21 protein-coding genes are annotated in these 24,777 nt (G+C 60.3%); 7 read left to right on the top strand and 14 right to left on the bottom strand.

The window, feature by feature from the left end; genetic code table 11:
- Window positions 1-186 precede the first annotated feature (186 nt).
- The 3 genes from J0G10_RS27530 to J0G10_RS27520 form a co-directional block, all read right to left on the bottom strand.
- Window positions 187-885 (bottom strand): PspA/IM30 family protein, encoded by a 699-nt coding sequence (locus J0G10_RS27530; RefSeq protein WP_016983574.1) that lies wholly within the window; start codon window positions 883-885, stop codon window positions 187-189.
- A 17-nt stretch (window positions 886-902) separates the two neighbouring features.
- Window positions 903-1,571 carry a YjfI family protein gene (locus J0G10_RS27525; RefSeq protein WP_095048832.1) on the bottom strand — a complete coding sequence of 223 codons (669 nt, stop codon included), beginning with the start codon at window positions 1,569-1,571 and terminating at the stop codon, window positions 903-905.
- A 145-nt stretch (window positions 1,572-1,716) separates the two neighbouring features.
- A complete protein-coding gene (locus J0G10_RS27520) occupies window positions 1,717-2,271 on the bottom strand; it encodes a cysteine hydrolase family protein (protein WP_095048831.1) in 555 nt (184 codons plus the stop codon).
- 101 nt (window positions 2,272-2,372) lie between these two features.
- On the opposite strand from J0G10_RS27520, the gene J0G10_RS27515 reads away from it, so the two are divergent.
- The 3 genes from J0G10_RS27515 to J0G10_RS27505 all read left to right on the top strand — a co-directional run bounded on the left by J0G10_RS27515 (window position 2,373) and on the right by J0G10_RS27505 (window position 5,512).
- The gene (locus J0G10_RS27515) at window positions 2,373-3,374 is read left to right on the top strand and encodes a GlxA family transcriptional regulator (RefSeq protein ID WP_220557068.1); all 1,002 of its coding nucleotides are present in this window, start codon (window positions 2,373-2,375) and stop codon (window positions 3,372-3,374) included.
- Between the two features lie 280 nt (window positions 3,375-3,654).
- Window positions 3,655-4,764 carry a DUF3182 family protein gene (locus tag J0G10_RS27510; RefSeq protein WP_095048829.1) on the top strand — a complete coding sequence of 370 codons (1,110 nt, stop codon included), beginning with the start codon at window positions 3,655-3,657 and terminating at the stop codon, window positions 4,762-4,764.
- The gene (locus J0G10_RS27505; RefSeq protein WP_093434434.1) at window positions 4,754-5,512 is read left to right on the top strand and encodes an alpha/beta hydrolase family protein; all 759 of its coding nucleotides are present in this window, start codon (window positions 4,754-4,756) and stop codon (window positions 5,510-5,512) included. The genes J0G10_RS27510 and J0G10_RS27505 overlap by 11 nt, the downstream gene beginning before the upstream one ends.
- Window positions 5,513-5,627: 115 nt before the next feature.
- On the opposite strand, the gene J0G10_RS27500 is transcribed toward J0G10_RS27505, so the two are convergent.
- From J0G10_RS27500 to J0G10_RS27485, 4 genes are read right to left on the bottom strand one after another with little or no spacing between them, the layout of a single operon-like run.
- On the bottom strand, window positions 5,628-6,614 hold the full coding sequence (locus J0G10_RS27500; RefSeq protein ID WP_095048828.1) for a lysylphosphatidylglycerol synthase domain-containing protein: 987 nt from the start codon (window positions 6,612-6,614) through the stop codon (window positions 5,628-5,630).
- Window positions 6,611-7,885 (bottom strand): cardiolipin synthase ClsB, encoded by a 1,275-nt coding sequence (clsB, locus tag J0G10_RS27495; protein WP_220557067.1) that lies wholly within the window; start codon window positions 7,883-7,885, stop codon window positions 6,611-6,613. Before clsB ends, J0G10_RS27500 begins: the two co-directional genes overlap by 4 nt.
- Entirely contained in the window at window positions 7,882-8,679 is a 798-nt protein-coding gene (locus J0G10_RS27490; RefSeq protein WP_095048826.1) for an endonuclease/exonuclease/phosphatase family protein, read from the bottom strand. The genes clsB and J0G10_RS27490 overlap by 4 nt, the downstream gene beginning before the upstream one ends.
- Window positions 8,676-9,602: a DUF72 domain-containing protein gene (locus J0G10_RS27485; protein WP_220557066.1), complete on the bottom strand. Its 927-nt coding sequence runs from the start codon at window positions 9,600-9,602 to the stop codon at window positions 8,676-8,678. Before J0G10_RS27485 ends, J0G10_RS27490 begins: the two co-directional genes overlap by 4 nt.
- Window positions 9,603-10,064: 462 nt before the next feature.
- On the opposite strand from J0G10_RS27485, the gene J0G10_RS27480 reads away from it, so the two are divergent.
- Window positions 10,065-12,158: a mechanosensitive ion channel family protein gene (locus J0G10_RS27480; RefSeq protein ID WP_220557065.1), complete on the top strand. Its 2,094-nt coding sequence runs from the start codon at window positions 10,065-10,067 to the stop codon at window positions 12,156-12,158.
- A 140-nt stretch (window positions 12,159-12,298) separates the two neighbouring features.
- Here J0G10_RS27480 and J0G10_RS27475 read toward each other — a convergent pair whose 3' ends face one another.
- Window positions 12,299-16,585, bottom strand: a complete 4,287-nt coding sequence (locus tag J0G10_RS27475) for a DEAD/DEAH box helicase (RefSeq protein ID WP_220557064.1) — start codon at window positions 16,583-16,585, stop codon at window positions 12,299-12,301.
- A gap of 278 nt (window positions 16,586-16,863) precedes the next feature.
- On the opposite strand from J0G10_RS27475, the gene J0G10_RS27470 reads away from it, so the two are divergent.
- Both J0G10_RS27470 and J0G10_RS27465 read left to right on the top strand, forming a co-directional pair.
- Entirely contained in the window at window positions 16,864-17,748 is an 885-nt protein-coding gene (locus tag J0G10_RS27470; protein WP_095048822.1) for a sugar nucleotide-binding protein, read from the top strand.
- The gene (locus J0G10_RS27465; protein ID WP_095048821.1) at window positions 17,741-18,673 is read left to right on the top strand and encodes an NAD-dependent epimerase/dehydratase family protein; all 933 of its coding nucleotides are present in this window, start codon (window positions 17,741-17,743) and stop codon (window positions 18,671-18,673) included. Before J0G10_RS27470 ends, J0G10_RS27465 begins: the two co-directional genes overlap by 8 nt.
- Before the next feature lie 379 nt (window positions 18,674-19,052).
- Here the strand turns inward: J0G10_RS27465 and J0G10_RS27460 are convergent, their stop codons facing one another.
- From J0G10_RS27460 to J0G10_RS27440, 5 genes are all read right to left on the bottom strand, one after another.
- On the bottom strand, window positions 19,053-19,751 hold the full coding sequence (locus tag J0G10_RS27460) for an OmpW/AlkL family protein (RefSeq protein ID WP_007910962.1): 699 nt from the start codon (window positions 19,749-19,751) through the stop codon (window positions 19,053-19,055).
- A 249-nt stretch (window positions 19,752-20,000) separates the two neighbouring features.
- Entirely contained in the window at window positions 20,001-20,519 is a 519-nt protein-coding gene (locus J0G10_RS27455) for a DUF3299 domain-containing protein (protein WP_220557063.1), read from the bottom strand.
- 11 nt (window positions 20,520-20,530) lie between these two features.
- Complete coding sequence (locus J0G10_RS27450; RefSeq protein ID WP_095125519.1) at window positions 20,531-21,796, bottom strand: ABC transporter permease; 1,266 nt, start codon at window positions 21,794-21,796, stop codon at window positions 20,531-20,533.
- A gap of 1 nt (window position 21,797) precedes the next feature.
- Entirely contained in the window at window positions 21,798-22,508 is a 711-nt protein-coding gene (locus J0G10_RS27445) for an ABC transporter ATP-binding protein (protein ID WP_095125518.1), read from the bottom strand.
- 136 nt (window positions 22,509-22,644) lie between these two features.
- The gene (locus tag J0G10_RS27440) at window positions 22,645-23,244 is read right to left on the bottom strand and encodes a DUF2796 domain-containing protein (protein ID WP_095125517.1); all 600 of its coding nucleotides are present in this window, start codon (window positions 23,242-23,244) and stop codon (window positions 22,645-22,647) included.
- A 135-nt stretch (window positions 23,245-23,379) separates the two neighbouring features.
- Between J0G10_RS27440 and J0G10_RS27435 the strand changes: the two genes are divergently transcribed.
- Window positions 23,380-23,739: a hypothetical protein gene (locus J0G10_RS27435; RefSeq protein WP_095048817.1), complete on the top strand. Its 360-nt coding sequence runs from the start codon at window positions 23,380-23,382 to the stop codon at window positions 23,737-23,739.
- Window positions 23,740-23,827: 88 nt separating this feature from the next.
- Here the strand turns inward: J0G10_RS27435 and trxA are convergent, their stop codons facing one another.
- Window positions 23,828-24,700 carry a thioredoxin gene (trxA, locus tag J0G10_RS27430; RefSeq protein WP_220557062.1) on the bottom strand — a complete coding sequence of 291 codons (873 nt, stop codon included), beginning with the start codon at window positions 24,698-24,700 and terminating at the stop codon, window positions 23,828-23,830.
- Window positions 24,701-24,777: the final 77 nt, after the last annotated feature.

The raw sequence follows: 24,777 nt of genomic DNA, 5'->3' as shown, positions 1-24,777 counted from the left end.
GGTGTTCGTCGGCGAAAAAACGTGGCTAGTGTACCGGGCGAACCGGTGAACGAGCAGAAGGATTTTTACGCCGCAAACCATGTGGGAGCGAGCTTGCTCGCGAAGAGGGCATACCAGTCAATATTGATGTCGACTGATACGACGCTTTCGCGAGCAGGCTCGCTCCCACAGGTTTTTTGCCCTGCGTTACTGCGAGGACTTTTGCTTCAGACGCTCAAGAATCGCATTGGCGCTGCCTTCGTTCGGCGTGATGCCGGCGTCGCGCAGTTTGCGTTCCAGATCGTTGCCGGTTGAAGCGTCGGCCAGTTCGTCCGCAGCGCTGAGTTCAGCCGCGCGTTGCTGCTGCTTGGCCTGCAGACGGTTCAACGTACCGACGGCGGTTTCCAGTTTGCCATTGGCACCGCCGCTGGCGATGGAGGCGCTGACCTGAGCTTTCTGCACGCTTTCACGGGCCTTGGCCATGTCCACTTGCTGGCGCAGGCTCTTGATCCGCGACTCGGCTTTGCTGATGTCTTTGCGCATGTTTTCGGCGTAGGTGCCGAATTCGTCGCTCTGCTTTTTCTCAACATCCAGCTCGTTGGTCAGGGTCGAAATCGCTTCGGCCACTTCCAGTGCCAGGTCTTCACGGCCGGCGTTCAGCGCCGAGACGGCTTTGGCTTCCAGATCCTTGATCTTGGCGTCGTACTCGCTTACGCGGTCGGCGGCCAGTTTGTGTTTGGCCATGATGGTGACCAGTTCGCGACGGGCGTTCGACAGCGCGCTGTCGGCATCGCGGATTTCCTGGTCGAGGATGCGCAGAGCCTGTTGGTCCGCGATCGCTTCGCCGACTTCATTGGCGCCGCCGCGCAGTGCGGTGAACAACTTGCTCCAGATGGACTGAGTCATTGGATATTCCCTGTTGATTACTTGAAGAAGTGTTCGAAGGCTTCGCTCGCGCGCTGCACGTTGTCGACCAGGGTTTTCACCTCAGTGACGACGTTGGTCAGGCTCGAGTCGGCGCTGAGGGCGCCAAACATGTTGTAAACGGTCTGCCCGTTCGGCATCGACTCGATCCCGATCGACGACAGCGGGAACATTTCCCGGCTGCGCAATACGGCGTCGTTGAAGGCCGCTACGTTCGAGATCGAATCGATGTCCACCAGCACGGTGTCGACGATGATCTGCTGGCCGGCCAGGGCGATGTGAATCGGCAGACCGCCGAATTCGTTCATTTCCAGCTTGATGCTGGGTTCGGAGCTCTGGATCAGCGACAGCGTGATCTCTTGCGAAGCCACCTCGTCCAGGGCCTTGAGGGCGTTGAAGAGGCTATCGATGGTCCAGTTGTTGCCTGCGCTCATGTAATTCTCCGACATGAAAGAGCCAGCCAGAATCGGTTGGCGTAGCTGTTGCTCCATTTGCTTGAGCAAGCTTCGGTTTTCGGGAAGCACCCAAGTTTCGTGTTTCACATAACCGGCAGCGGCCAGGCCCGCGCGCATCTGCTTCATGTAGAAGCTCGACGGTTTTTTCGCCGACGGTTTCGCGCGCTCCCCCTTGGGGCTCTCTGACTTCGCTAAAGGGGTACGGCTTTTCATGGCAATGGCTCGGTTATGAAAATCTCACGCGTGAGCCACACTACAACCAATTCAAAGTGCCATCAATGGCTCACGCGTGAGATTTTTATGACGGGTGTGAAAAGGCCCGCTGCAAGGCGGGCCTGGTGTTTTTGCAGAATATTGCTTAGGACTGGGCGGTGAGGAATTGGTCAGTGGACACCACACTGGCGTAGGCGAAACCCAGTGCCGACATGAAAGCGGCGTGGACGTGGGCCGCCGGCACTGTCAGACCATTGAACTCAAGATCGCGGCTGGCGCAGGCATCGTGAATCACGGTCACGCCATAACCCAGATCTGCCGCCGCACGGGTAATGCCGTCAATACACATGTGGCTCATGCTGCCGACCACCACCAGTTCCTTGATACCTTGTTCGTCGAGGATCGCTTGCAGTTCGGTTTCGCGGAACGAGTTGACGAAGTGCTTGAGTACCACCGGTTCATCGGCGCGGTTGAGCACCTTCGGGTGTAGCTTGGCGCCGTCCGATCCCGGGGTGAAAAACGGCGCGTCCGCTGAGGTGAACTCGTGGCGGATGTGGATGACCGGATTACCGGCCTCGCGGAAGGCGGCGATCAGCCGAGCGGCGTTGTCGGCGGCGGCATCAGCACCGGCCAGCGGCCACTTGCCTTGGGGGAAGTAGTCGTTCTGGATATCGACTACGATGAGCGCTTGCTTGGCCATGGGTGTGTCCTCGATGGATTGGCTGGAAGTGGCTGCAGTATTGGCGCTGGCCAGCGATTCGAGGATTGGCCACACCGACAATAGACAGGGGAAAACTGACAATGGGCGCAGAAAGTGCCGCCATCGCTGAATTGGGTGTGCTGATCTATCCAGGCGCGCAAATGGCGGCGGTGCATGGTCTGACCGATCTGTTTGCGGTGGCCAACCGGATTGCCGCCGAACATCAGGCCGCGCAGTTGCCAGTGCTGCGGGTCAGTCACTGGCAGGTCGAAGGTGAGCAGCCGCCAACGCGCACTTACGCCAGTCATGCGGGTGACGACAGGGCTTTGCTGGCGGTGCTGATTCCGCCATCGATCGGCGGGTTCTCGGCGGCGCAAGCGCCGGCCAGCCTGATGCAATGGTTACGGGATCAACATGCCCACGGTGCGACGCTGGGCGGGGTTTGCGTAGGCTCGCTGATGTTGGCTGAAAGCGGTCTGCTCGACGGCCGCAGCGCCACCACCCATTGGACCTCGGCCAAGGCCTTCGCCGAGCGTTACCCAAAGATCAAGCTCAAGGCTGATACCCCGATTGTCGACGACGGCGACTTGATCACCACGGCCGGATTGATGGCTTGGTCGGAACTCGGATTACGCCTGGTCGACAGGTTGCTTGGGCCGAGCATTGCCACCGGCACCGCGCGATTTCTGGTGATAGAGCACAGTGACAGCGCCAGTGAGTGCGGCAGTAATTTCGCGCCGATACTCGGGCATGGCGATGCGGCGATTCTCAAGGTTCAGCATTGGCTGCAAAGCACCGGCGCGACGGATGTTTCCTTGGCGGCGATGGCGGAGCGGGCGGGGTTGGAAGAACGTACCTTTCTGCGCCGGTTCCGCGCGGCAACCGGTTTGAAACCGACCGAGTACTGCCAGCATCTGCGGGTGGGCAAGGCACGGGAAATGCTCGAATTCAGTAATGGCACGATTGATCACATTGCGTGGACGGTGGGTTATCAGGATCCGGGTGCGTTTCGTGCGATCTTCAAGAAGATTACCGGGCTGGCGCCGAGTGATTATCGGGCGCGGTTTGGTGTGTCCCCAAACCCGAAGCCGACGAATATCTAATGTGGGAGCGAGCCTGCTCGCGATTGCGATTCGTCAATTAAGAACAGGTCGACTGACCCACTGCTATCGTGAGCAGGCTCACTCCTACAGGCGACCGTGTAAGGTTCAGGATCGTGCAATTTGCCGGGGTTTTGCGCACGGTCGTGCAGATTGAAACAGGCGCGGTGCCAGTACGATTCCGGCAAGTTTCTGATTAGGCTAGGATTTTTGTGGAGCAGCCGTTGGCCTGATCTCTGCACCTCTCACCGCCACAGTCATCGAACCGATGGAAGGGGGACGCATGACCCCGACACCCAGCAGGAAAATCGTGGTTGCCCATTCGGTGCGCCCTGACGCGCCGCAGCACGAAGTGCAAACCAATAAAGCTCTGGCGCGTTGGCTGGCGCAGATTCTCGGATGCAAATTTGGCGGCAGTTACGATCCGGACAAACATCGCGGTCGTGACCTGTATCTGCTACCGACGCAAACCATCGTCGGTAATGCCAGCGCTCAGCAACTCGGCATCAAAGGTCCGGACGATTTGTGGGGTGGCTTTGTCGAGCACGATTTCATCTGCACCAAAGCCATTAGCCACGGCCTGCGCAGTCATCTGGCTCAGGCGCCGCAAGGCTGGTCGCCATTATTTTCCGAGCGAACGCGCAATGTGGTGCTCGACGGGCTCAGCGTGTTCTCGCTGGAGGATGCGCGGCCCGCTGCCGAGCATTTGCTGTACAACGGCCCGATTCGTTTGAAGCCGGTTCACGCCTGCGCCGGTCGGGGGCAGGAAGTGATCAAAAACCTCGACGCCTTCGACGAAATTCTTGCCCGGCCTGACATTGAAAAGCAGTTCAGCGAAGGCGTGGTGCTTGAGCAGGACCTGAGCGATGTCGTCACCCACAGCGTCGGCCAGTCATTCATCGGCGACAAAGTGTTGAGCTACTGCGGTGATCAATACTTGACCAACGATGCCCACGGTGAAGACGTGTACGGCGGCTCGAACCTGTTGGTCGTGCAGGGTGGGTATGACGAACTGCTGAAGCTCGACCTGCCCGACGATGTGCGTCTGGCCATTGAGCAGGCGCAGGTTTTCGACGCTGCCGCCAATGAAGCCTATCCGCGCTTCTATGCTTCGCGGCGCAACTACGACATCGCCCAAGGTCTGGACAGCAAGGGCAAAAACCGCAGCGGTGTGCTCGAACAATCGTGGCGCATGGGCGGTGCCAGCAGTGCTGAAGTCGCCGCGTTGCAAAGCTTCGTCAACGATCCGGGGATGCGCGCGATCCGTGTGTCTTCGGTAGAAACCTACATCGATCAGCCGTTGCCGGCGGATGCCATCGAGGTCTATCGCGGCCCGGCTGAGAACAGCGAATTTCTCCTCAAATACGTTACGGTCAAATCCTATGACGGCTAGAAGCGAAAGCATTCAAATCGACATTGATGATGAACAGATGAGCGGGACCTTTCTCAGTCCCAAATCGAAAGTGCCTGGCGTGTTGTTTGTCCACGGTTGGGGCGGTAGTCAGGAGCGTGATCTGGAGCGGGCCAAAGGCATCGCCGGTCTCGGGTGTGTGTGCCTGACTTTCGACTTGCGCGGACATACCGGCGGTACCGGGATTCCGCTGACCCGCGTTACCCGCGAAGACAATCTGCGTGATCTGCTCGCGGCGTATGACCGCTTGCTCGCGCATCCGGCGCTCGACACTTCGGCCATCGCCGTGGTCGGCACCAGTTATGGTGGGTATCTGGCGGCCATCCTTACCTCATTGCGTCCTGTACGCTGGCTGGCACTGCGCGTACCGGCGCTGTATCGCGATGAGCAATGGCACACACCCAAGCGCGATCTGGACAAGGCTGATCTGCGTGATTACCGCAGCACGCTGGTGCGGGCTGACACCAATCGGGCGCTGCATGCCTGTTCACAATTCACCGGGGATGTTTTGCTGGTGGAGTCGGAAACCGATGATTACGTGCCCCATGCGGCGATCATGAGTTACCGCGCGGCGTGTCAGCAGACCCATTCACTGACGCACCGGATTATCGATGGCGCCGATCATGCGTTGAGCGAACCAGTGTCGCAGCAGGCCTACACCTCGATTCTGGTGGACTGGATTACCGAGATGGTTGTGGGCGAGCGGTTGAGCATTATTCAATCAGCATGATTTTTTAGTGTTCTTTCTAACGCTATCGCGAGCAGGCTCACTCCTACATTTTGGAATGCGTTCACTTGTAGGAGTGAGCCTGCTCGCGATAGCGATTTCGAATTCAAAAACTAACTCAAGAGGGGTTTTTCTCGATCCGAAGCGCCTTGGCCTTGGCCTCAACCACCAGATACATCACCACCGTAATTAACAACGGCAACAGAAAATAAATCGCCCGATACGCCAGCAATCCCGCCACCAGACTGCCGCGTGAAGCCTCGTGTTGCAGCAGCGCCACAAACACTGCCTCCAACACCCCAAGCCCCGCCGGAATATGCGTGATGACCCCGGCAATCGCACTGATCAACAGCACGCCCAGCACCAACGGATAATCGAGCTTGCTCGGCAGCAAAGTGAAAATCACCGCTGCCATCAGCGACCAGTTCAACGCGCCCAGCAGCAGTTGCAGGACCGCCATGCGCAACGACGGCAGATTGATTTCCACGCCGCGAATCGACCACTCACGGCGCTTGGAAAACTGGCACGCGGCGAGATAACCGGCACTGATCAGTAGCAACAGCACGCCGATGCCTTGCAGCGCACTGCTGCTGATTTTCCAGCCCGGCGGCATTGTCACCAGCCCACTGCTGAACACCACGCCGGCAATGGTCATGTAGCCGAACCAATTGGTCGCCAGGCTCAAACCGAGGATCTTGGCGATGTTGCTTTTGCTCACCCCAAGACGCGAATACAGCCGATAACGCATGGCGATGCCGCCGACCCAGGCGCTCAGGTTCAGGTTGAACGCATAGCTGATGATCCCCACCGGCAGGATCTGTTTCCAGGTCAGGTCCTGACGAATGTAAGTACGGCCGATCAGATCAAAACTGGCGTACACGAGAAAACTCAGCAGTGTCAGGCTGGCGGCGATGATCAGTGTGCGCAGCTTGAAGTCGGCAAGGGTTTGCAGCACTTCGGCCCACTCGATGCGCGTGGCGAACAGCGTCAGCAAGACGATCAGTGCGAGGAAAAACAGCAGGCTCAACGGGCGTTTCCAGCGACTCCATTTCGAGTGAGTCGCTGGTGCCGAATGGCTGCTCGAATGCGCTTCGGAATGGCTCATGGCGTGTTTCCTCGAAATGGCTTGAGCCGTGGTTTGTGCGCCGGCAGCCAACCGGCCATCGCCGGAAAATGCCGCAAAAAGTGGAACACCAGAAAACCCACGGTCATGTGCCAGATTCGACCACGCGGGGACTTGCTCGGGTCCATGGCTTTGCAGTGGTTCTGGCTGAGGTCTTCGAGGCGCTCGAACAGATGCTGATTGAACGCGCGGTCGCGGATCAGCACGTTGGCTTCCAGGTTCAGCGACAGGCTCAGCGGGTCCAGATTGCTTGAGCCGACGGTGCTCCATTCTTCGTCGACCAGCGCGACTTTGCCGTGCAGCGGGCGCTGGCAATATTCGTGGATCTGCACGCCGGCCTTGAGCAAGTAGTCGTAGGTCATGCGCGCCGCCAGTTTGGCCACCAGCATGTCCGGTTGCCCCTGCAGAATCAGGCGCACCTCGACGCCGCGCCGCGCCGCGTTACGGATCTCGCGCAGCAAACGATAGCCGGGAAAGAAGTAGGCGTTGGCAATCACCACGCGGCGTTTGGCGCGGCGCAGTACCTGTAAGTACACATCCTCGATATCGGTGTTGTGTTGATCGTTGTCACGGAACACCAGACGCACTTGGCCATCGAGATCGTTGAAGGCCATTTCCGCACGCCGCTGGCGCCGGCGTTGCCACCAGAACCGTGCACGTCCGGGACGACCGCTTTGCAGCAAGGCGAAATGATGGATGTCGGTAACCGCCGGGCCCTGAACTTCCACCGCATAATCCTGCTTGGCTTCGGGGCCGAAGTCGGCCAGGTGATCACCGGAAAAATTGATTCCGCCAACGAACGCAACCAGTCCGTCGACCACGACGATCTTGCGATGCAAACGGCGGAACCAGTTGGTGCGAATACCCAGGTGCTTCGGTGCTGGATCGAAAATCTGCAGGTGCACCCCGGCCTCGCTCAACGCCGTCAGATAACCGGTGGTCAATTCGCCACAGCCGAAACCGTCAAAGCTGACCGTGGTGCGAACGCCACGCTGTGCTGCGTCGATCAGAATCTCCTGCAGTTCGGCGCCGACCTTGTCTTCGAAAACGATAAAAGTCTCGAGGAGGATTTCACTCTTTGCCGCGCGCATCGCGGCGAACACCCGCGGGAAATATTCTTCGCCGTTTTCCAGCAACTCGACACGGTTGTTGCCCTGCCAGTGGTACTCGACATCGACCTGGCCGGGCTCGCGGGTCGGCGGGGTGATGGCGACCGGTTCCACGGCGGATTTCTCCAGCGGCGCGCTGCTCATAGTTCGATCTCTACCGATAAAGGAACGTGGTCGGAAAGGTGCGACCAGGGCCGGTTCGCCAGGACTTTCGGCTGGCTGGCCTTGAGGTTGCGCACGTAAATACGATCAAGCCGAAGTGCTGGCAGGCGCGCGGGAAAGCTGCGCGCCGGTTTGCCCTGGTGCTCGGCGAATACTTCGCGCAGGCCGCAGGGTTTGAGCTGCGCATCGGCGCGCTGGCGCCAGTCGTTGAAATCGCCCGCGACGATCACCGGTGCGTCGTCGGGCAACTCCGCCAGGCGTTGCATGAGCAAATCCAGTTGGGCGTTGCGATGACTTTCGCGCAGGCCCAGATGCACGCAGATCGCATGCACTTCGGTGCCGTCACCGGGCAGGCGCAGGACGCAATGGAGCAGGCCACGGTTCTCATGGCCGCTGATCGATACGTCGAGGTTGTCGTGGCGAATGATTTGGAATTTCGACAGCAGCGCGTTGCCGTGATCGCCCTCCGGGTACACCGCGTTGCGCCCATAGGCGAACTGCGGCCAGAGGCTGTCGGCGAGGAATTCGTATTGCGGCATCGTCGGCCAATTGTTGTAGCGCTTGGGGTGCTGTTCGTGGGTGCCATGGACTTCCTGCAGAAACACCACGTCGGCGGCGACGCTGCGCACCGCTTCGCGCAACTCCGGCAGGATGAAACGCCGGTTGAGGGCGGTGAAACCCTTGTGGGTATTGACCGTCAGCACGGTGAACGTGCGTACCGATGGCGCGACTACCGAACCTTCGTCTGTAAAACCGACCGGTTCTGGAATACTCATGCCAACACTCCTTCGCCAGCGGGTTCGCCGGGGGTGGTGACGAGGTCTTTATCCAGTTCGAAACGGTGCAGCAGATCACGGGCGTCGTACGGCGCGCGGACTTTGATGTCGTTGTCGAAATAGCAGAACACTTCGCGAGACTTGCGTGCGCGTGGCTTCAAGCGTGGTGCGATCAGATGAGCATCCTTTGGTTGCTCGCCGTGATGCCAAGCGTCAATGCGCTCGGCCCAGCGTTTGAGTGCCGGTGCTGTGTAGCCACTGGCGTACAGCTCTTCGGCACCGTGCAGGCGCAAGTAGACAAAGTCGCTGGTGAGGTCTTCGCGGTATGGCCATTTATCGGCAGTGTCGGCGATCACCAGTGCGGTGTTGTAGCGCTTCAATAGGCGCACAAAATCGGGATCAAGGAAGCTGTCGTTGCGGATTTCCACAGCGTGGCGCAGCGGTTTTCTACGCCAGGCTTTCATGCTCGCGTGACCGTGCAGATGAGGGTCGTGTTGCCGGGCGAGGGTGGCGGCGGCTTCGGTATCGTGGGGCAGTAGCGCGAGGAAATTTTCAAAGCGCTCAGGCTCGAATTTGAAGTTCGGCGGGAACTGCCAAAGGATCGGCCCGAGCTTTTCCTTGAGCTCCAGCACCCCCGAGGCGAAGAAATTGGCCAGAGGCTTTTCGATCTCGCGCAAGCGGCGGATGTGGGTGATGAAGCGCGGCGCCTTAACGCTGAAAACGAAGTCGTCCGGTGTTTCGGCGTACCACTGCGAATAGCGTTCGGGCCGTTGCAGGGCGTAGAACGATCCATTGATTTCGATGCTGTTGACCGCCCGCGAAGCGAACTGCAATTCGCGTTTCTGCGCCAGTCCCTTGGGGTAGAAGTCCCCGCGCCACGGTGCGTAGCGCCAGCCGGAAATACCGATGTGGATCGTTGCCATGCCGCCCTCCGTCGAAAGTCCTCGTGTTGCCGGTATCTTTTGATGACTGCGGGCGGCTGGGGAAAGTTTCGATGGTGTTACGGACGGTCACGTCTAAAGCGAAGATCAAAAGCGCTCCCCCCTCACCCCAACCCTCTCCCCCAGAGGGGGCGAGGGGAAGGGAGCAGATCTTCAGGGTTTTCAGGGTTTGAGTTCGACTCCGGACTTGCAAGTCGGTGTACTTCTCGCAGGCAACTTGGTCAGCTCCCTCTCACGCTGGGAGAGGGCGAGGGGGAGGGGAGCTGATCTTCAGGGTTTTCAGGATTTGAGTTCGACTCAGGACTTTCAGGTCGATGTACTTTTCGCAGGCAACTCGGTCGGCTCCCTCTCCCTCAGGGAGAGGGCTGGGGTGAGGGTGCTCTTGAACTTGCTGTGCAATTACCGATCAGTTCCTTACAGGTTCAGCCACGGGAGATCGGAGTTTTGGGCAAGTTCAGGATCGCCATTCTGCTGGGAGCACTGCTGTTTCTCGGCGCCAGTGAAATCGACGCCGCCGCGTTGCCGGGCATCCCGGCCGCCGCCGAAGAGGCGGAAAAACCTGAACCGATTGTGCAGGGCGGTCTGCTCGGTGCAATCAGTTCGAGCATCGACGACGTCCAGGACAAGCTCGATCTCAACGAACACCTGGTCGACGCCTGGCGCCTGCGCGCCGATCGCGCCGCTGATGAAGTCGATAAACTGGTCAACCAATCCTCGAACCGCTCGGGCTGGAGCGTCGCCGGGGACTTCCTCACGCTGTCGGGCGTTTGGCTTGGCAGTTTCGCGTTGTTGACCGTGCTCGGCAGTTTGATGGCCAAGCGTCTGCGTGAGGGCCGCTGGTTGCGCACCCGCCAGCGCAGTCAGGATCTGATTGGTTACTTGCTGCCGTACACCGTGCCGGCGCTGATCTGCCTGCCGCTGACGCTGTACGTCAGCCATTTTCTGCAAGCTTCGGTCGGCCGCGCGCTGGCGCTGTGTCTGGCCTACGCCACCAGCAGCGGCATCTTTTCCACCTCGATGTTGTTGTGCGTGGTGGTGATGTTCAACGTCGGCCATAAACGTCCGGCGGCGCGGATCATTCGTGATTATTGCCCGCGTCCGCTGTTCCTGATCGGCTTCCTCGCGGCCCTCAGCGATGCGCTGACCAGCCCGCAGATCGCCCGACAACTGGGCGGTAACATCACCAGCAGTATCGCGGTGTTCACCGGGCTGATCGCCTCGATAATTTTTGGTTTGCTGGTGATTCGCCTGCGTCGTCCGGTGGCGCATCTGATCCGCAATCGTTCACTGAGTCAGCGGCTGAAACAACCCTCGTTGCAGGAGTCGCTGCGGATTTTCTCAGGGCTGTGGTATTGGCCAATCGTGTTGATGGTGCTGGTCTCGGCGGTCAATCTGATCGGCATCGGCGAGGACAATCAGAAGGCCCTGCGTTGCGCGTTGTTCACCACGGTTTTGTTAATCGGCACGGTATTCCTCAGCACGATCCTGCAGCACTTGTTCAAGTCACGAAAAGCCGAAGCGATCCAGCGCAGCAGCGCCTACAAGGAACGTTTTCTCAGCCTGTTGCACGCCTTGCTGCGGATCGTCATCGCTATCGCATTCATCGATATCCTCGGGCGAATCTGGGGTGTGTCGCTGCTCGATTTTGCCCAGAGCAGCACGGTCGGCCGGGCCATCAGCAACGCGCTGAGCAGCATCGGTCTGATCTTCCTGGTGACGTGGTTACTGTGGGTGGTACTCGACACGGCGATTCAGGAAGCGCTGAAACCGCCGCTCAGCAAACGCGCGGCGCGCCAGCCGAGCACGCGGGTGAAAACCATCCTGCCGCTGCTGCGCAACGCGATCAAAATCATCCTCGTGGTGATCTGCGCAATCACCACTATGGCCAATCTGGGGATCAACGTTGCGCCACTGCTGGCCGGTGCCGGGGTGGTCGGGCTGGCCATCGGGTTCGGTTCGCAGCAACTGGTGCAGGACGTGATTACCGGATTGTTCATCATCATCGAAGACACACTGTCGATAGGCGATTGGGTGGTGCTTGATTCCGGGCATGCCGGCACCGTCGAAGGGCTGACCATCCGCACTCTGCGTCTGCGCGACGGCAAGGGATTTGTGCACTCGGTGCCGTTCGGCCAGATCAAAGCGGTGACCAATCAATCGCGGCAGTTTGCCTTTGCGTTTTTCTCGGTGCAGTTCACTTACGACACTGATGTGGATAAAGCCATCGAGCTGATTCGCGAGACCGGTGACTCGATCCGCGAAGACCCGTTCCTAAAGTACAACCTGCAAGGGCCGCTGGATGTGTTTGGTGTCGACAAGATGGATTTGAACGGCGTGGTGCTGACGGCGCAGTTCCGCACGGTATCCGGTGGGCAGTATGCGGTGAGCCGGGCGTTCAATCAGCGCTTGAAAAAGCTTGTGGATAACAGCCCGCTGGTGCATTTCGCGCAGACTTATCCACAGCAGGTTTTGTTGCCGAAGCGGCAGCAGGAGGGGGCGGTGGTGGTGAGCGAGGTGCCGCAGGAATCGCGGACTTAACGGCGGGATTTGGTGTGAGTGCTGGCCCCATCGCTGGCAAGCCAGCTCCCACAGTGATTTGTGGTGTGCCTTCTAATTCCAGCATCACCCAAAACCCTGTGGGAGCTGGCTTGCCAGCGATGAGGCCAGAACAGTCACCCTCAATGCCGGATCAATTTGCTGCGCACCTGCTCCATATCAATCTGATCCAGCTCCAGCCAGAACTGCTGCTTGCCGGTAATCTCCGCCGCCGCCGGCAAACCATCGCGATAGACCAACCGATTACTCACCAGTGCTGGCACTTTCACCCCCGGCAACAACGTCCCGGCCAGATTTAGCGGATCAACCCCGCACACCGCGACCAGACTGCCGTCATGTGGCCGCCGACGTACTTCGCGCAACAGCGGAATCGCCTCAGGCAAGGCAAACTGCTCCCCCGCCAGACCACTGACAAACCGTCCACCGCGAATCTCGCCGCGCGCTTCCAGTCGATGAAACGTGCGCAGCAATTCGCGCCAACTCGGCAACCAGTCCGCCTCGCGCTCCAGCAAGCGCCAGAACACCACGCCATAGCGGCGCAACAACGTCATCGCGACATGTTCCAGCGTCTCGCTGTTATCCACAGCCGCCCCGCGCCGCAGCAAGGCCCAACGCCCGGCATCATCCATCCCACCGATAAACGCCCCGCGCCCACGCCGACTGCTGCGCTGCTGGCGCTTGCTCGCCGGGGTGATCAGCGCGCGTAGGCCGGCGAAGCTGTCGGCGTTCACCAGGCCGGCGCCGACCAGTTCCTGCAAGGCGATTTCCAGCTCGGTGCGCAACAGGTGCGCTTCATGAATCAGCTCATCGAAAAATAGCGCGCCGTGCTGGCTCAAGGCTTCAAAAACCTTCTGGGTTTTCGGCGAAAGTTCGCTCACCGGCGTCTGTTCGGCCAGCGCACTCCACAGGCCGACCTGACTGCGCGGCAGCAGCACGATAGGCGTGCTGCGCAACGCCGTACCGCTGATTTTTTGCCGGGCACTGAGGCGCGTCCACACCAGTTTGCCGTTGCGGCACAGCTCATCCAGCCAACTTGGCGAATAGTCTTTTAATCGCGCCGGGAGGATATCGCTGTCCCACGCCGAAGCCGCCGCCGCGTAGCCTTCGAACTGGCCGATAATCGCCGGCAACACGGCTCTACCCTGACCGCGAGTAGAAGGCGAGAGATGCTGCCAGTCGAACAGAAACCGCATGAAATCCTGCAGAGCTACCGGTTCGATTTCCCGGCGCAGGCGCTTGACCGTGTAGCGATGAATGCGCGCGAGCAGATGCCGTTCGCACCATTCTTCTACTTCCAATCCCGGCGTGAATTGGCCGCGCAGCACGTAACCTTCGCGCTCCAGTTGGGCGAGGGCTTGATGGACTTCAGTGGCCTGCAACGCGAGCGGTTCGGCAATCGCGGATAATGGCAGCGGTCCGAAGGCACCGAGGCGCGCGCGGATCACTTCGACCAGCGCTTCATCGAACGTCCACGCCTCATCGAATCCCGGCAACGCCTCCAGTTCGGCTTGCAATTTGGCCTGTGGATAAAGCGCTTGCAGACACGTCAGGCGTTCGCGGGCCAGCCACAAGCCATGCTCGGCATCGATCTGTAGACGGCAGGCGCGACCACTGCTGGCCAGATTTTCCAGCCATGCACGCCAGCCTTCGTTCGTTTGCACTTCCTCATCGCTGATGCACGCCAGGCTCATCAGCGCCTCATGCATTTCATCCACAGCGTTCGGCGTCGGCCAGGCTTCTGCGCGCACAGCGTTTATGGCGTCCGCATCCAGCGCGCCGAGATCATCGGTCGATTGCGGATCGCTCCAGCGCCGGTTGATCACCGCTTGAGTGCGACGTTCTTCCAGCGGTGCATCGTCGAGAAAGGTGTACGGCCGCGCACTGAGAATTTCTGCGGCGAGCGGCGAGGGCGCCGGCAAGTCGCGGCTGATCAAGCGCACGTCGCCACGCTCCATGCGCCGCAGCAGATTCAACCAGCCTTCGCTGTCCATCGCTTCATGCAGGCAATCGTCGAGGGTTTGCTCGATCAGTGGATGCTCGGGAATTTCCCGTTCGCCGGCGAGGTTTTCCAGACAGGCGATTTGGTCGGGAAATATGCTGGCGATCAGGTCTTCGCTTTTCATCCGCTGCAACTGTGGCGCGACTTTGCGCCCGCCGGTAAAACGCGGCAATGCCAGTGCCACCCCGGCATTCCAGCGCCAGCGCACGCCGAACAGCGGCGCATCGAGTACGGCTTGAATAAGGATGTGCTCGGCGCTGTTGCTGTGCAGGTAACGCCAGACGTCATCGAGTTCAAAGCTGTGGCTGGTGGACAGCGACAGGACGATCGCGTCTTCGCTGGCGGCGGCCTGCAATTCGAAGTTGAAGGTGCGGCAGAAGCGCTTGCGCAGGGCCAGGCCCCAGGCGCGGTTGATGCGACTGCCGAACGGTGAGTGGATGATCAATTGCGTGCCGCCGGACTCGTCGAAAAAACGCTCCATCAGCAGCGTGTCTTGCGAGGGCAGGGCGCCGAGGGTTTGGCGGGCGCGGGCCAGGTATTCGACCAGTTGCTCGGCGCTGGCGAGGTTGAGGCCGAGGGTCTGAGTCAGCCAGTCGAGTGCCGGTTGCAGATTGCCGGGGCTGTCGCTGAGCAGTTCATCGAGCTGTGCTTGCAGACGTGCGACAGCCGATGACAATTCATCGCTGCGCCCCGGCGCTTCGCCGAGCCAGAACGGAATGGTCGGCGGCTGGCCGTGGGCATCCTCAACGCGGACCTTGCCGGTTTCCACGCGCAGGATGCGATAGGAGGTGTTGCCGAGCTGGAACACGTCGCCGGCAATACTTTCCACTGCGAAGTCTTCGTTGACGCTGCCGATGTTCAGGCCTTGCGGCTCGAGCATGACGCTGTAGTCGGCGTTATCGGGAATGGTGCCGCCGCTGGTCACGGCGGTCAGTTGTGAACCGCGACGGCCACGCAAGGTGCGGCTGACGGCGTCGCGGTGCAGGTAGGCGCTGCGGATGCCCTGGCGACCGTTGTAGCCTTCGGCGAGCATGCTCAGCAGGGCCTGATAGTGTCTTTCGTCGAGATCGCGGTAGGGCGAGGCGCGGCGGAACATCGCCAGCAAGGCGTCCTCCGGCCATTCCTGACAACTGACTTCGGCGATGATCTGCTGCGCTAAAACATCCAGCGGCGCGACCGGGATGTGCAGGGTGTCGAGTTCGCCTCGGCGCACGCAGTCGAGCAGGGCGGTGCATTCGATCAAGTCGTCGCGGGTGGTGGCGAACAATCGACCCTTGGGTGTGCCGCCCACCTGGTGCCCGGAGCGGCCAACACGTTGCAGAAAACCGGCGATAGAGCGCGGTGAGGCAATCTGGCAGACCAGATCGACTTCGCCGATATCGATGCCCAGTTCCAGCGAGGCGGTAGCGATCAATACCTGCAGTTCGCCGCGCTTGAGTCGTTGTTCGGCGTCCAGGCGAAACTCCTTGGCCAGACTGCCGTGATGCGCGGCTACGGCGTGTTTGCCCAGGCGTTCGCTGAGGTGCCGGCTCAGGCGTTCGGCCAGGCGCCGGGTGTTGACGAAAATCAGCGTGGTGCGGTGCTCGCGGGCAAGTTCGGCGAGGCGGTCGTAGACCCGTTCCCAGACATCATTGGCCATGACGGCCGACAAGGGCACTGGCGGCACCTCAATACCCAGATCCCGTGGCCGGGCGTGGCCAATGTCAATAATTTCGCAGGGACGGTCGTGGCCGACGAGAAATTGCGCCACGGCTTCCACCGGTTTCTGCGTGGCGGACAGGCCTACGCGGGTCAGCGGTTCGCTGCATAACGCCTGCAGTCGCTCAAGGCTCAGGGCCAGATGACTGCCGCGTTTGCCGGCGGCCATCGCGTGGATTTCATCGATGATCACCGTGCGCGTGGTGCCGAGCATTTTTCGTCCCGACTCCGAACCGAGCAGCACGTAGAGCGATTCCGGGGTGGTCACCAGAATGTGCGGCGCGGTCTTGCGCATGGCCGCGCGTTCTTTTTGCGGGGTGTCGCCAGTGCGCACGGCGGTGGTGATTGCCAGCCCAGGCAGATTCATCTGCCGCAGGTGTTCGGTGATCCCCGCCAATGGGTTTTGCAGGTTGATGCGAATGTCGTTGGAAAGCGCCTTCAGTGGCGAGACGTAGACCACCAGGGTTTCGTCGGGCAGGCCGTCGGGATCTTCCAGGCCTCGGTGGACGAGGTCGTCGAGCACGGCCAGAAACGCAGTGAGGGTTTTGCCGGAGCCGGTGGGCGCGGCGATCAGCGTCGAACGGCGCTGGCGGATCAACGGCCATGCGCGGGCCTGGGCGGCGGTGACCGTCGCGAATGTGTTGCTGAACCAGGCACTGACGGCGGGGTGAAAGCCTGCCAGGGCCGCGTCCGTGGGGATGGGCAGATTCATGGCTTAAGTTATGCGGGCGCGGGTGTGAAGATACAAGTACCGTTCGGGCCTCATCGCGAGCAGGCTCACTCCTACAGGGGAATGCATTTCAATTGTAGGAGTGAGCCTGCTCGCGATGGCGCCAGTCGAAGCGCTACAAATATCCGGGATGTACACTTTACGGATGACGGTTGCGCACTAAACCCGCAAAATGCAACGATTCCGGCAATTATCGACGACGGTTTCACAAGAACCGTCGCTAAAGCCATCGTTCCAATCAGACTGGGCCTGCTGACTCTATGCGAATGCGCCTTATGTTACTGGGCGGCGGAAATGCCCTTGGGCAGGCGCTGATTCGCCTCGGTGCAGAGGAAGACATCGGTTTCCTCGCCCCCCGCCCGCCCGAAAACGGCTGGGATGCCGCGAGCCTGACCCAATTGCTCGACGACACCCGTCCCGATGCATTGATCAACCTCGCCTACTATTTCGACTGGTTCCAGGCCGAAACCGTCAGCGAAAGCCGCATGGCCGGGCAGGAACGTGCGATCGAGCGTCTGGCCGAACTGTGCCAGCACCACAACATCGTCCTCGTGCAGCCCTCCAGTTATCGGGTGTTCGATGGTTCGCGGGCCACGGCGTACAGCGAAAAAGACGAACCGGTACCATTGGGCCTGCGCGGTCAGGCGTTGTGGCGAATTGAACAAAGTGTGCGCGCTACTTGCCCGCAACACGTTTTGCTACGATTTGGCTGGTTGCTCGACGACAGCCCGGAGGGCACCCTCGGGCGCTTCCTCGCTCGTGCCGAGCAGCCAGAAGAATTGCTCCTGGCCGATGATCGCCGGGGTAACCCGACGCCGGTCGATGACGCCGCACGGGTGATTATTTCCGTGCTCAAGCAACTCGATTGCGCCGCGCCACTGTGGGGCACTTACCACTACGCCGGCCACGAAGCGACCACACCGCTGGCGCTGGGTCAGGCGATTCTGACCGAAGCGCGCAGCCTGCACGCCCTAGCGATCGAAGCACCAACCGCCCAGGCTCACGCCGCGCGACCGGACGCTGCCGAAGAGCCGCAACACGCGGTGCTGGCCTGCAAGAAAATTCTGCACACTTTCGGGATTAAACCGCGCGCCTGGCGCGCCGCACTCCCGGGCTTACTGGATAGGTTCTACCGTCATGGCTGAAGGGACTGTTTTAATCACCGGCGGAGCCGGCTTCATTGGCTCGCACCTGACCGACGCCTTGCTTGCCAAGGGGCATTCGGTGCGCATTCTCGACGATCTGTCGACCGGCAAGCGCAGCAACCTGCCGCTGGATAATCCGCAGGTTGAGCTGATTGTCGGCGATGTCGCCGATGCGACGCTGGTGGCCAGAGCCATGCAAGGCTGCAGCGCAGTCGCTCACCTGGCGGCCGTGGCGTCGGTGCAGGCCTCGGTGGACGATCCGGTGAAAACTCACCAGAGCAACTTCATCGGCACGCTGAATGTCTGCGAAGCCATGCGTCTGGCCGGGGTCAAGCGCGTGTTGTACGCCTCCAGCGCGGCGGTGTACGGCAACAATGGCGAGGGCGAGTCGATTGATGAAGAGACGCCCAAAGCCCCATTGACGCCTTACGCTTCGGACAAGCTGGCGGGCGAACATTATTTCGATTTCTATCGCCGCCAGCATGGCCTGGAGCCGGTGATTTTCCGCTTCTTCAATATCTTCGGCCCACGTCAGGATCCGTCCTCGCCGTACTCCGGGGTGATCAGCATCTTCAGTGAGCGCGCACAGAAAGGCTTGCCGATTACCGTGTTCGGCGATGGTGAGCAGACGCGTGATTTCCTCTATGTCGAAGATCTGGTTGATTTGCTGGTACAGGGCATCGAAAAACCTGAGGTGGAAGTCGGTGCGGTGAATGTTGGATGGAATCAGGCGATGAGCCTCAAGCAAATGCTTGAAGCCCTGCAAGCGGTGGTCGGTGAGCTGCCGCCGATCAGCTATGGCCCGGCGCGTTCCGGTGATATCCGTCATTCCCGGGCGAATAACGCTCGTCTGCTGGAACGCTTCAAGCTGCCGCAGCAGACGCCGATGAGCGTGGGGTTGGCGCGGTTGTTGGGGCGAGCCTGAAAAGAGCCCCTCATCGGAACGCCGCCCGCCTAACCCTCTCCCAGAGGGAGAGGGGACTGACCGTAGCGTTTGTGAGAAATGCGCCGACGTGAAATACCGAGTCGAACTTGGATTTGAAAAGCACCCAAATCGGCTCCCTTTCCCCCTCTCCCTGAGGGAGAGGGCTGGGGTGAGGTGGGAGACTCAAACTCACCACGCATGCCAGGCAGACATGAAAAAGGCGCCCTTTGACAGGCGCCTTTTTCACGGCCGGAATATGTCGCTACTCCTGTGGCAAGGGGATGTTATCCCCCGATCAACTGCGTACGGTCGCCGTCAGTTCTATGCCTGCTCACCACCAAGCCTCATTCACCACCACGTGAACGTTCGGTCAATCGACTTAGAACTTATAGCCCAAACCGACCATGTAGATGAACGGATCCACATCCACATTCACCCGTGCGCGAGTGCCCGGCGCAACGGCGTTGTTTTCGACGGTGGCGCGGGTGTCGATGTCGATGTAACGCACTTGGGCGTTGAGCATGATGTTGTCGGTCAGCATGTAGTCGGCACCGACCTGCCAGGCCAGACCCCAGGAGTTTTTCGCCTTGAAGTTGCTGAAACCGTTAGCACTGGCTTCGCTGCCGACGTGTTCGTCATAGATCCAGGTGTAGTTGATACCGCCACCGACATACGGCTGGAACGGCGACTTCGAATCCAGCGGGTAGTAGACGACGCTGAGGGTCGGCGGCAGGTGTTTCAGGGTGCCGAGCTTGCCGTTGGCCGCTGGCAGGGCAGTACCCTTGAGTTTGACGTCATGCTCGAACGGCGTGGCCGCGAGCAACTCGAGGCCGACGTGATCGGTAAGCATGTAAGCGAAGTTCAGACCCAATTGAGTGTCGCTGCTCATGGTCGCTTTGCCGCCCAGATTGGTGCCGCTCAACGGACCCTGATCGACCTTGACGCTGGAGCTGTCGGCTTTCGGGTTGACGGTGATCGCACCGGCGCGGATGAGGATGTCACCGGCTTCGTGGGCGTGGGCGAGCGGGGCTGCGAGCGCGAGGGCAAACAGCGAAGCGCTGAGCAAGGACTTGTTCATGGGGGCTCCGAAAGGACGTTAAAAATGTTCGATGTCCTATGGTACGAAGCCAACTGATACGGTCTTTTGACTCAGCTCAATGAAACAGTGAAGGGGCGGGTTTCTGTGGAACCTTTGAGGGCCCCATCGCTGGCAAGCCAGCTCCCACAGGTTTTGTTGTTGATCACAAAATTTGTGAGCGACTCAATCACTGTGGGAGCTGGCTTGCCAGCGATGGGGCCCTTGCAAACAGCACAAAACTACCGGGATTCACTCCGGCAGTTCATACACATAAATCTTGTCGGCATCCATCTGATACCCGGCATCCGCCAGTTCGCTGCTCGACGCCTTGACCTGCAACGGTCCCTCCACCCAATACGGCTGATACAGCTCATCAAGCTTCACGCCCAACTCGCTTTTCACATGCACAATCTGGTTCGACGGCGGGGGCGGCACGTGGATGCAGGCGCCGAAATACGGCACCAGCAAAAAGTCCGTGGTGCGTCCTTCTTCATTGACTTCCAGCGGCACGATATAACCCGGCAAACGAATGTTCTGACCGTCGAGGGACTTCACCACCGGCGCGTTCGGCAGGTCCTGCTTGGCCGCTGGCGCGGACTCGGCGGACAGCGCCTCACTCATCTTCGACATGTCGTGCAGCGGGGTCATGTTCGGCACTTCCGGCGCGGCGTCCGGCGGAATCATTTCCGACCACGTCAGGTCTTTCGGCGCCGCTGCCCACACGGGCAGGGCGATCAGCAACAGCAGCGCGAGTACAGCGCGGGGCATGGTGAACATCCTCATAAACGGATCGACAGGCCATCGGCCAAGGATTGGCGATAAGCGCGCCAGGCCGGCACGCTGCCCATCAGCAGCGCGGCCGCCAGAATGCCACCGAGCAGCGTCCATTCATACTCGCTCGGCCACGCCAGCGGCAGGTACAGACCGTAATTGGCCTGCACGTAACCCTGGGCGGCGGCGATGCCGATGTACAACAACGCCACCCCGGCAATCACCCCGGTCAGCGCCAGTGCAAACGCCTCGAGCACCAGCAGACTCGCGATATGCCAAGGGCGCGCACCGACCGAACGAAGGATCGCCATCTCGCGGCGTCGTTCGTTGAGGCTGGTGAGAATCGCCGTGAGCATGCCGATCAACCCGGTCAACACCACAAACAACGAGACCACGAACAGCGCTTTTTCAGCGGTGCTCATCAGGCTCCACAACTCCTGCAAGGCTACACCCGGCAGAATCGCCAGCATCGGTTCGCCACGGAATTCGTTGATCTCGCGTTGCAGGGCGAAGGTGGAAATCTTGCTGTTGAGGCCGAGCATGAATGCGGTGATCGCTTGCGGCGTCAGGTCCATGTTGCGTGCCTGATCGGCGGTTATTCGGCCATTACCTCGCGCCGGCACGCCGTTGTGCCAGTCGATATGAATCGCCTCCATGCCGCCGAGGCTGATGTGCAGCGTGCGATCGACCGGGGTGCCGGTGCGCTTGAGAATGCCGACCACGGTGAACGGTTTGTCGTCGTGCTTGACCAGACTGATCGCGGCCACGCCGTGGGCCAGCACCAGTTTGTCACCGAGCTTGTAATGCAGCGCATCGGCCACTTCCGCACCGAGCACCACTTCAAAAGGATCGCTGGCAAACGCACGACCGTCCGCCAGTTGCAGATGCTGCTGGCGACCGTACTGGTAATGCTCGAAGTAGGCTTCGGTAGTGCCCATCACTCGGTAGCCACGATGGGAGTCGCCGAGGGACATCGGGATCGCCCACTTCACTTTCGGGTTGCTGGCGAAGTGTTCGAAGCTGTCCCAGCGGATGTTGTTGGTGGCGTTGCCGATGCGGAACACCGAGTACAGCAACAGGTTCACCGAGCCGGAACGGGCGCCAACGATGAGGTCGGTGCCGCTGATAGTACTGGCGAAACTGGCTTTGGCCTCGGTGCGCACCCGCTCAACGGCGAGCAACAGACACACCGAGAGGGCGATGGCAAAAGCCGTGAGCAAAGCGGTGAAGCGGCGGTTGGCCAGGCTGGCCATGGCCAGACGAAACAGATACATCTCAGACCTCGGCAGACGTGGCGGCGCGATTGAGTTCGGCCAGGGACAGGTGACGGTCGAACAGCGGCGCCAGGCTCTGGTCGTGGCTGACGAACAGCAGACTCGATCCGGCCTCGCGGCATTCGGCGAACAGCAGGCGGATGAAGTTTTCCCGGGCGTCGTAATCCAGCGCCGAGGTCGGTTCGTCGGCGATCACCAGCTCAGGCTGACCGATCAAGGCACGCGCGGCAGCGACCCGCTGCTGTTGGCCGATCGACAGCGAATCGGCGCGACGGCTGAGGATGCTTTCATCCTTTAAACCGAGGTGGGCGAGCAGGGTGGCGGCGGCTTGATCGACGCTGCCGTGGCGCTGTTTCGCCCGTTGCGCGCGCAGCTTGGAAAAGTGACACGGCAGCTCGACGTTTTCGCGTACCGAGAGAAACGGCAGCAGGTTGAATTGCTGGAAGATGTAGCCGGTGTGGTCGACACGGAAGGTATCGCGAGCGCCGGCGGAGAGTTCGGTGAGTTCCTGGCCGAGCAGGCGAATGCTGCCGCGACCGGGCTTCTGCACGCCACCGAGCAGGCCGAGCAGGGTGGTCTTGCCGCTGCCGCTGGGGCCTTTGAGGAACAGGGTTTCGCCGGCTTCCAGACGAAACCCCGGAATGTCCAGCAGCGGCGGATGACCGGGCCAGTTGAAGCCCAGGTCGGACAGTTCGATGAGTGCTTGGGTCATGGCACCAGTTTCATGGTTGTACACGGACCCCTGTAGGAGCTGCCGGAGGCTGCGATCTTTTGATCTTGGTTTTTTACAATCAAAAGATCGCAGCCTCGTTTCACTCGACAGCTCCTACAGGGGATTTTCGGTGTTATCAGAATTTCAGCGAGGCAGCCTTGGCCGTCACTTCGGTACCTTGCTGGCCGCTGGCGCTGATCAGTTGTACCTGAATTTTCTGCGTCGCCGGGAAGGTATTGAAGACATTAGCCAGATCCAGCGTCTTCAACGCACCCGGTGTGGCGCAGTTGAATTGGTAATGCGCGTGGATTTCGCTGTGGTCGTGGTGATGCTCGTGACCATCCTTGTCCGCTTCATCGTCGTCATGGTCATCGGCATCCGGCTTGTCGCCGAACAACGGGCTTTCCAGTTCCTGACTGACCACTTTGCAACCGGCAGCAGTGGGCAGGCTGAACAGGGTCAGCGGCTTTTCCAGTTGCGCACGGGCTGCAGCGACTTTGGCCTTGTCGGCGTCCGTGGTCGCAACGTGTTCGAAACCAACGAGGTTCATCGCCGGGCTTTCCAGCTCAAGCTCCAGGGTCTGGCCATCGAGTGCAGCATTCAGGCGACCAACGCCATGTTCATGCGCGCCGAGGCTGCCGTGTTCATGGTCGTGATCGTGGTCATGCTCATCGGCAGCATGGGCGATGGCCAGCGGCAACAGGGCAAACGGCAAAGCGAGCAGCAGACGACGCATGGCGGTCTCCGGGAAGTAAAGTGAAGAGTTTGTTATGTAATCTTATAACGAAAGTGCGCAGAGTTTGCCCGTGCGCTTGGCGTTGCACAAGTCCCGTGGGAGCATGCACGTCAGAAAAGTGCGGGAGCGAACTCAATGTTGCGGATACGCGGAACCGTCGGCGATGTGCCGGTGGACTTGACGGTGGAACTGGATGACGGCGACTGGGCGAAGCTCGGTTCGGCACTGAATGGGCAGGCGCCGGTAGCTCAATCTGAGGCGGTCGCGTCCGCCCCGGCGGCGAAACCGCTGAATCAGGACGATGCCTTGTGGCAACTGGCCAAGGATCTGTTGCGCAAGGCCGGGCAGCTCAGCGGGCCGGATCTGCTTGATCAACTGGAAGGGCTGACCGGCAGCGCGGCGTTGGGCAAACGCTTGCTGGTGCGCCTGCGCCACAGTGCGGACGTGAAAGTGGTGAGCGGCGGGGATACGCCGCTCTACAGCTGGATCGAGTGAACCGCAAAAGATCGCAGCCAGCGGCATCTCCTACAAGGGTGTAGACGATCCCAATGTAGGAGCTGCCGCAGGCTGCGATCTTTTGATCTTAATAAAGTGCAGCAAACATCTTGCGGCGGTACATCGTCACCAACGGATGATCATTGCCCAGCAGATCGAACACTTGCAGTAAGGTCTTGTGCGGCAGACCTTCGCCATAGTTGCGGTTGCGGACGAACAGCTTGAGCAAAGCATCCAGCGCCGCTTCGTACTGCTGACGCGCCAGTTGCTGGATCGCCAGTTGATACGCCGCCTCATCGTCCTGCGGATCTTTCGCCAGGCGCGCTTTCAGATCGGCGGCATCCGGCAGATCACGCGCCAGGCCAAGGAATTTGATCTGCGCCTTGGCTCCGGCCAGTGCAGCCTTGTGCTCATCACTCTTGACCGCATCCAGCACGGTTTGCGCTTCATCCAGTTCGCCGCGCTCAGTCAGGCAACGCGCGTAGAGGATCAGTGCCTTGGCGTTTGTGTTGTCCTCAGTGAGCATCACCACCAGCGCCGCTTCGGCATCGGCGTAACGGCCGTCATCGAACAACGCTTGAGCCTGCTCGAACGGATCGGCTTCGGCCGGTGGCGGCATCTGTACATGCGGCTCAAGCAGGGCGCGCACGGCGGATTCCGGTTGTGCACCGGCAAAACCGTCGACCGGTTGGCCGTCCTTGAACAGCACCACGGTCGGCAGGCTGCGAATACCGAAGCGGGCGACGATGTCCTGCTCGATGTCGCAGTTGACCTTGGCCAGCAGCAACTCGCCCTGATAGCTCTCGGCAATGCCTTGCAGCATCGGCATCAGCGCCTTGCATGGCGCACACCATTCGGCCCAGAAATCCACCAGCACCGGTTTGTTGAAGGAAGCCTCGATCACCGACTGGTCGAAATCGGCCGTCGTGGCGTCGAAGATGTATGGCGTTTGCTGACTCATGGGGGATCTCGTCAAAGCGTTAATGAACGCACTATAAGCGGTGGCGCAAAAGATCGCAGCCTTCGGCAGCTCCTACA

The sequence above is a fragment of the Pseudomonas germanica genome, assembly GCF_019614655.1.
Taxonomy (GTDB): Bacteria; Pseudomonadota; Gammaproteobacteria; order Pseudomonadales; family Pseudomonadaceae; genus Aquipseudomonas; species Aquipseudomonas neuropathica.
Note: the sequence above shows the minus strand (reverse complement) of the source record. Positions and strands in the feature narration are given on the sequence as shown.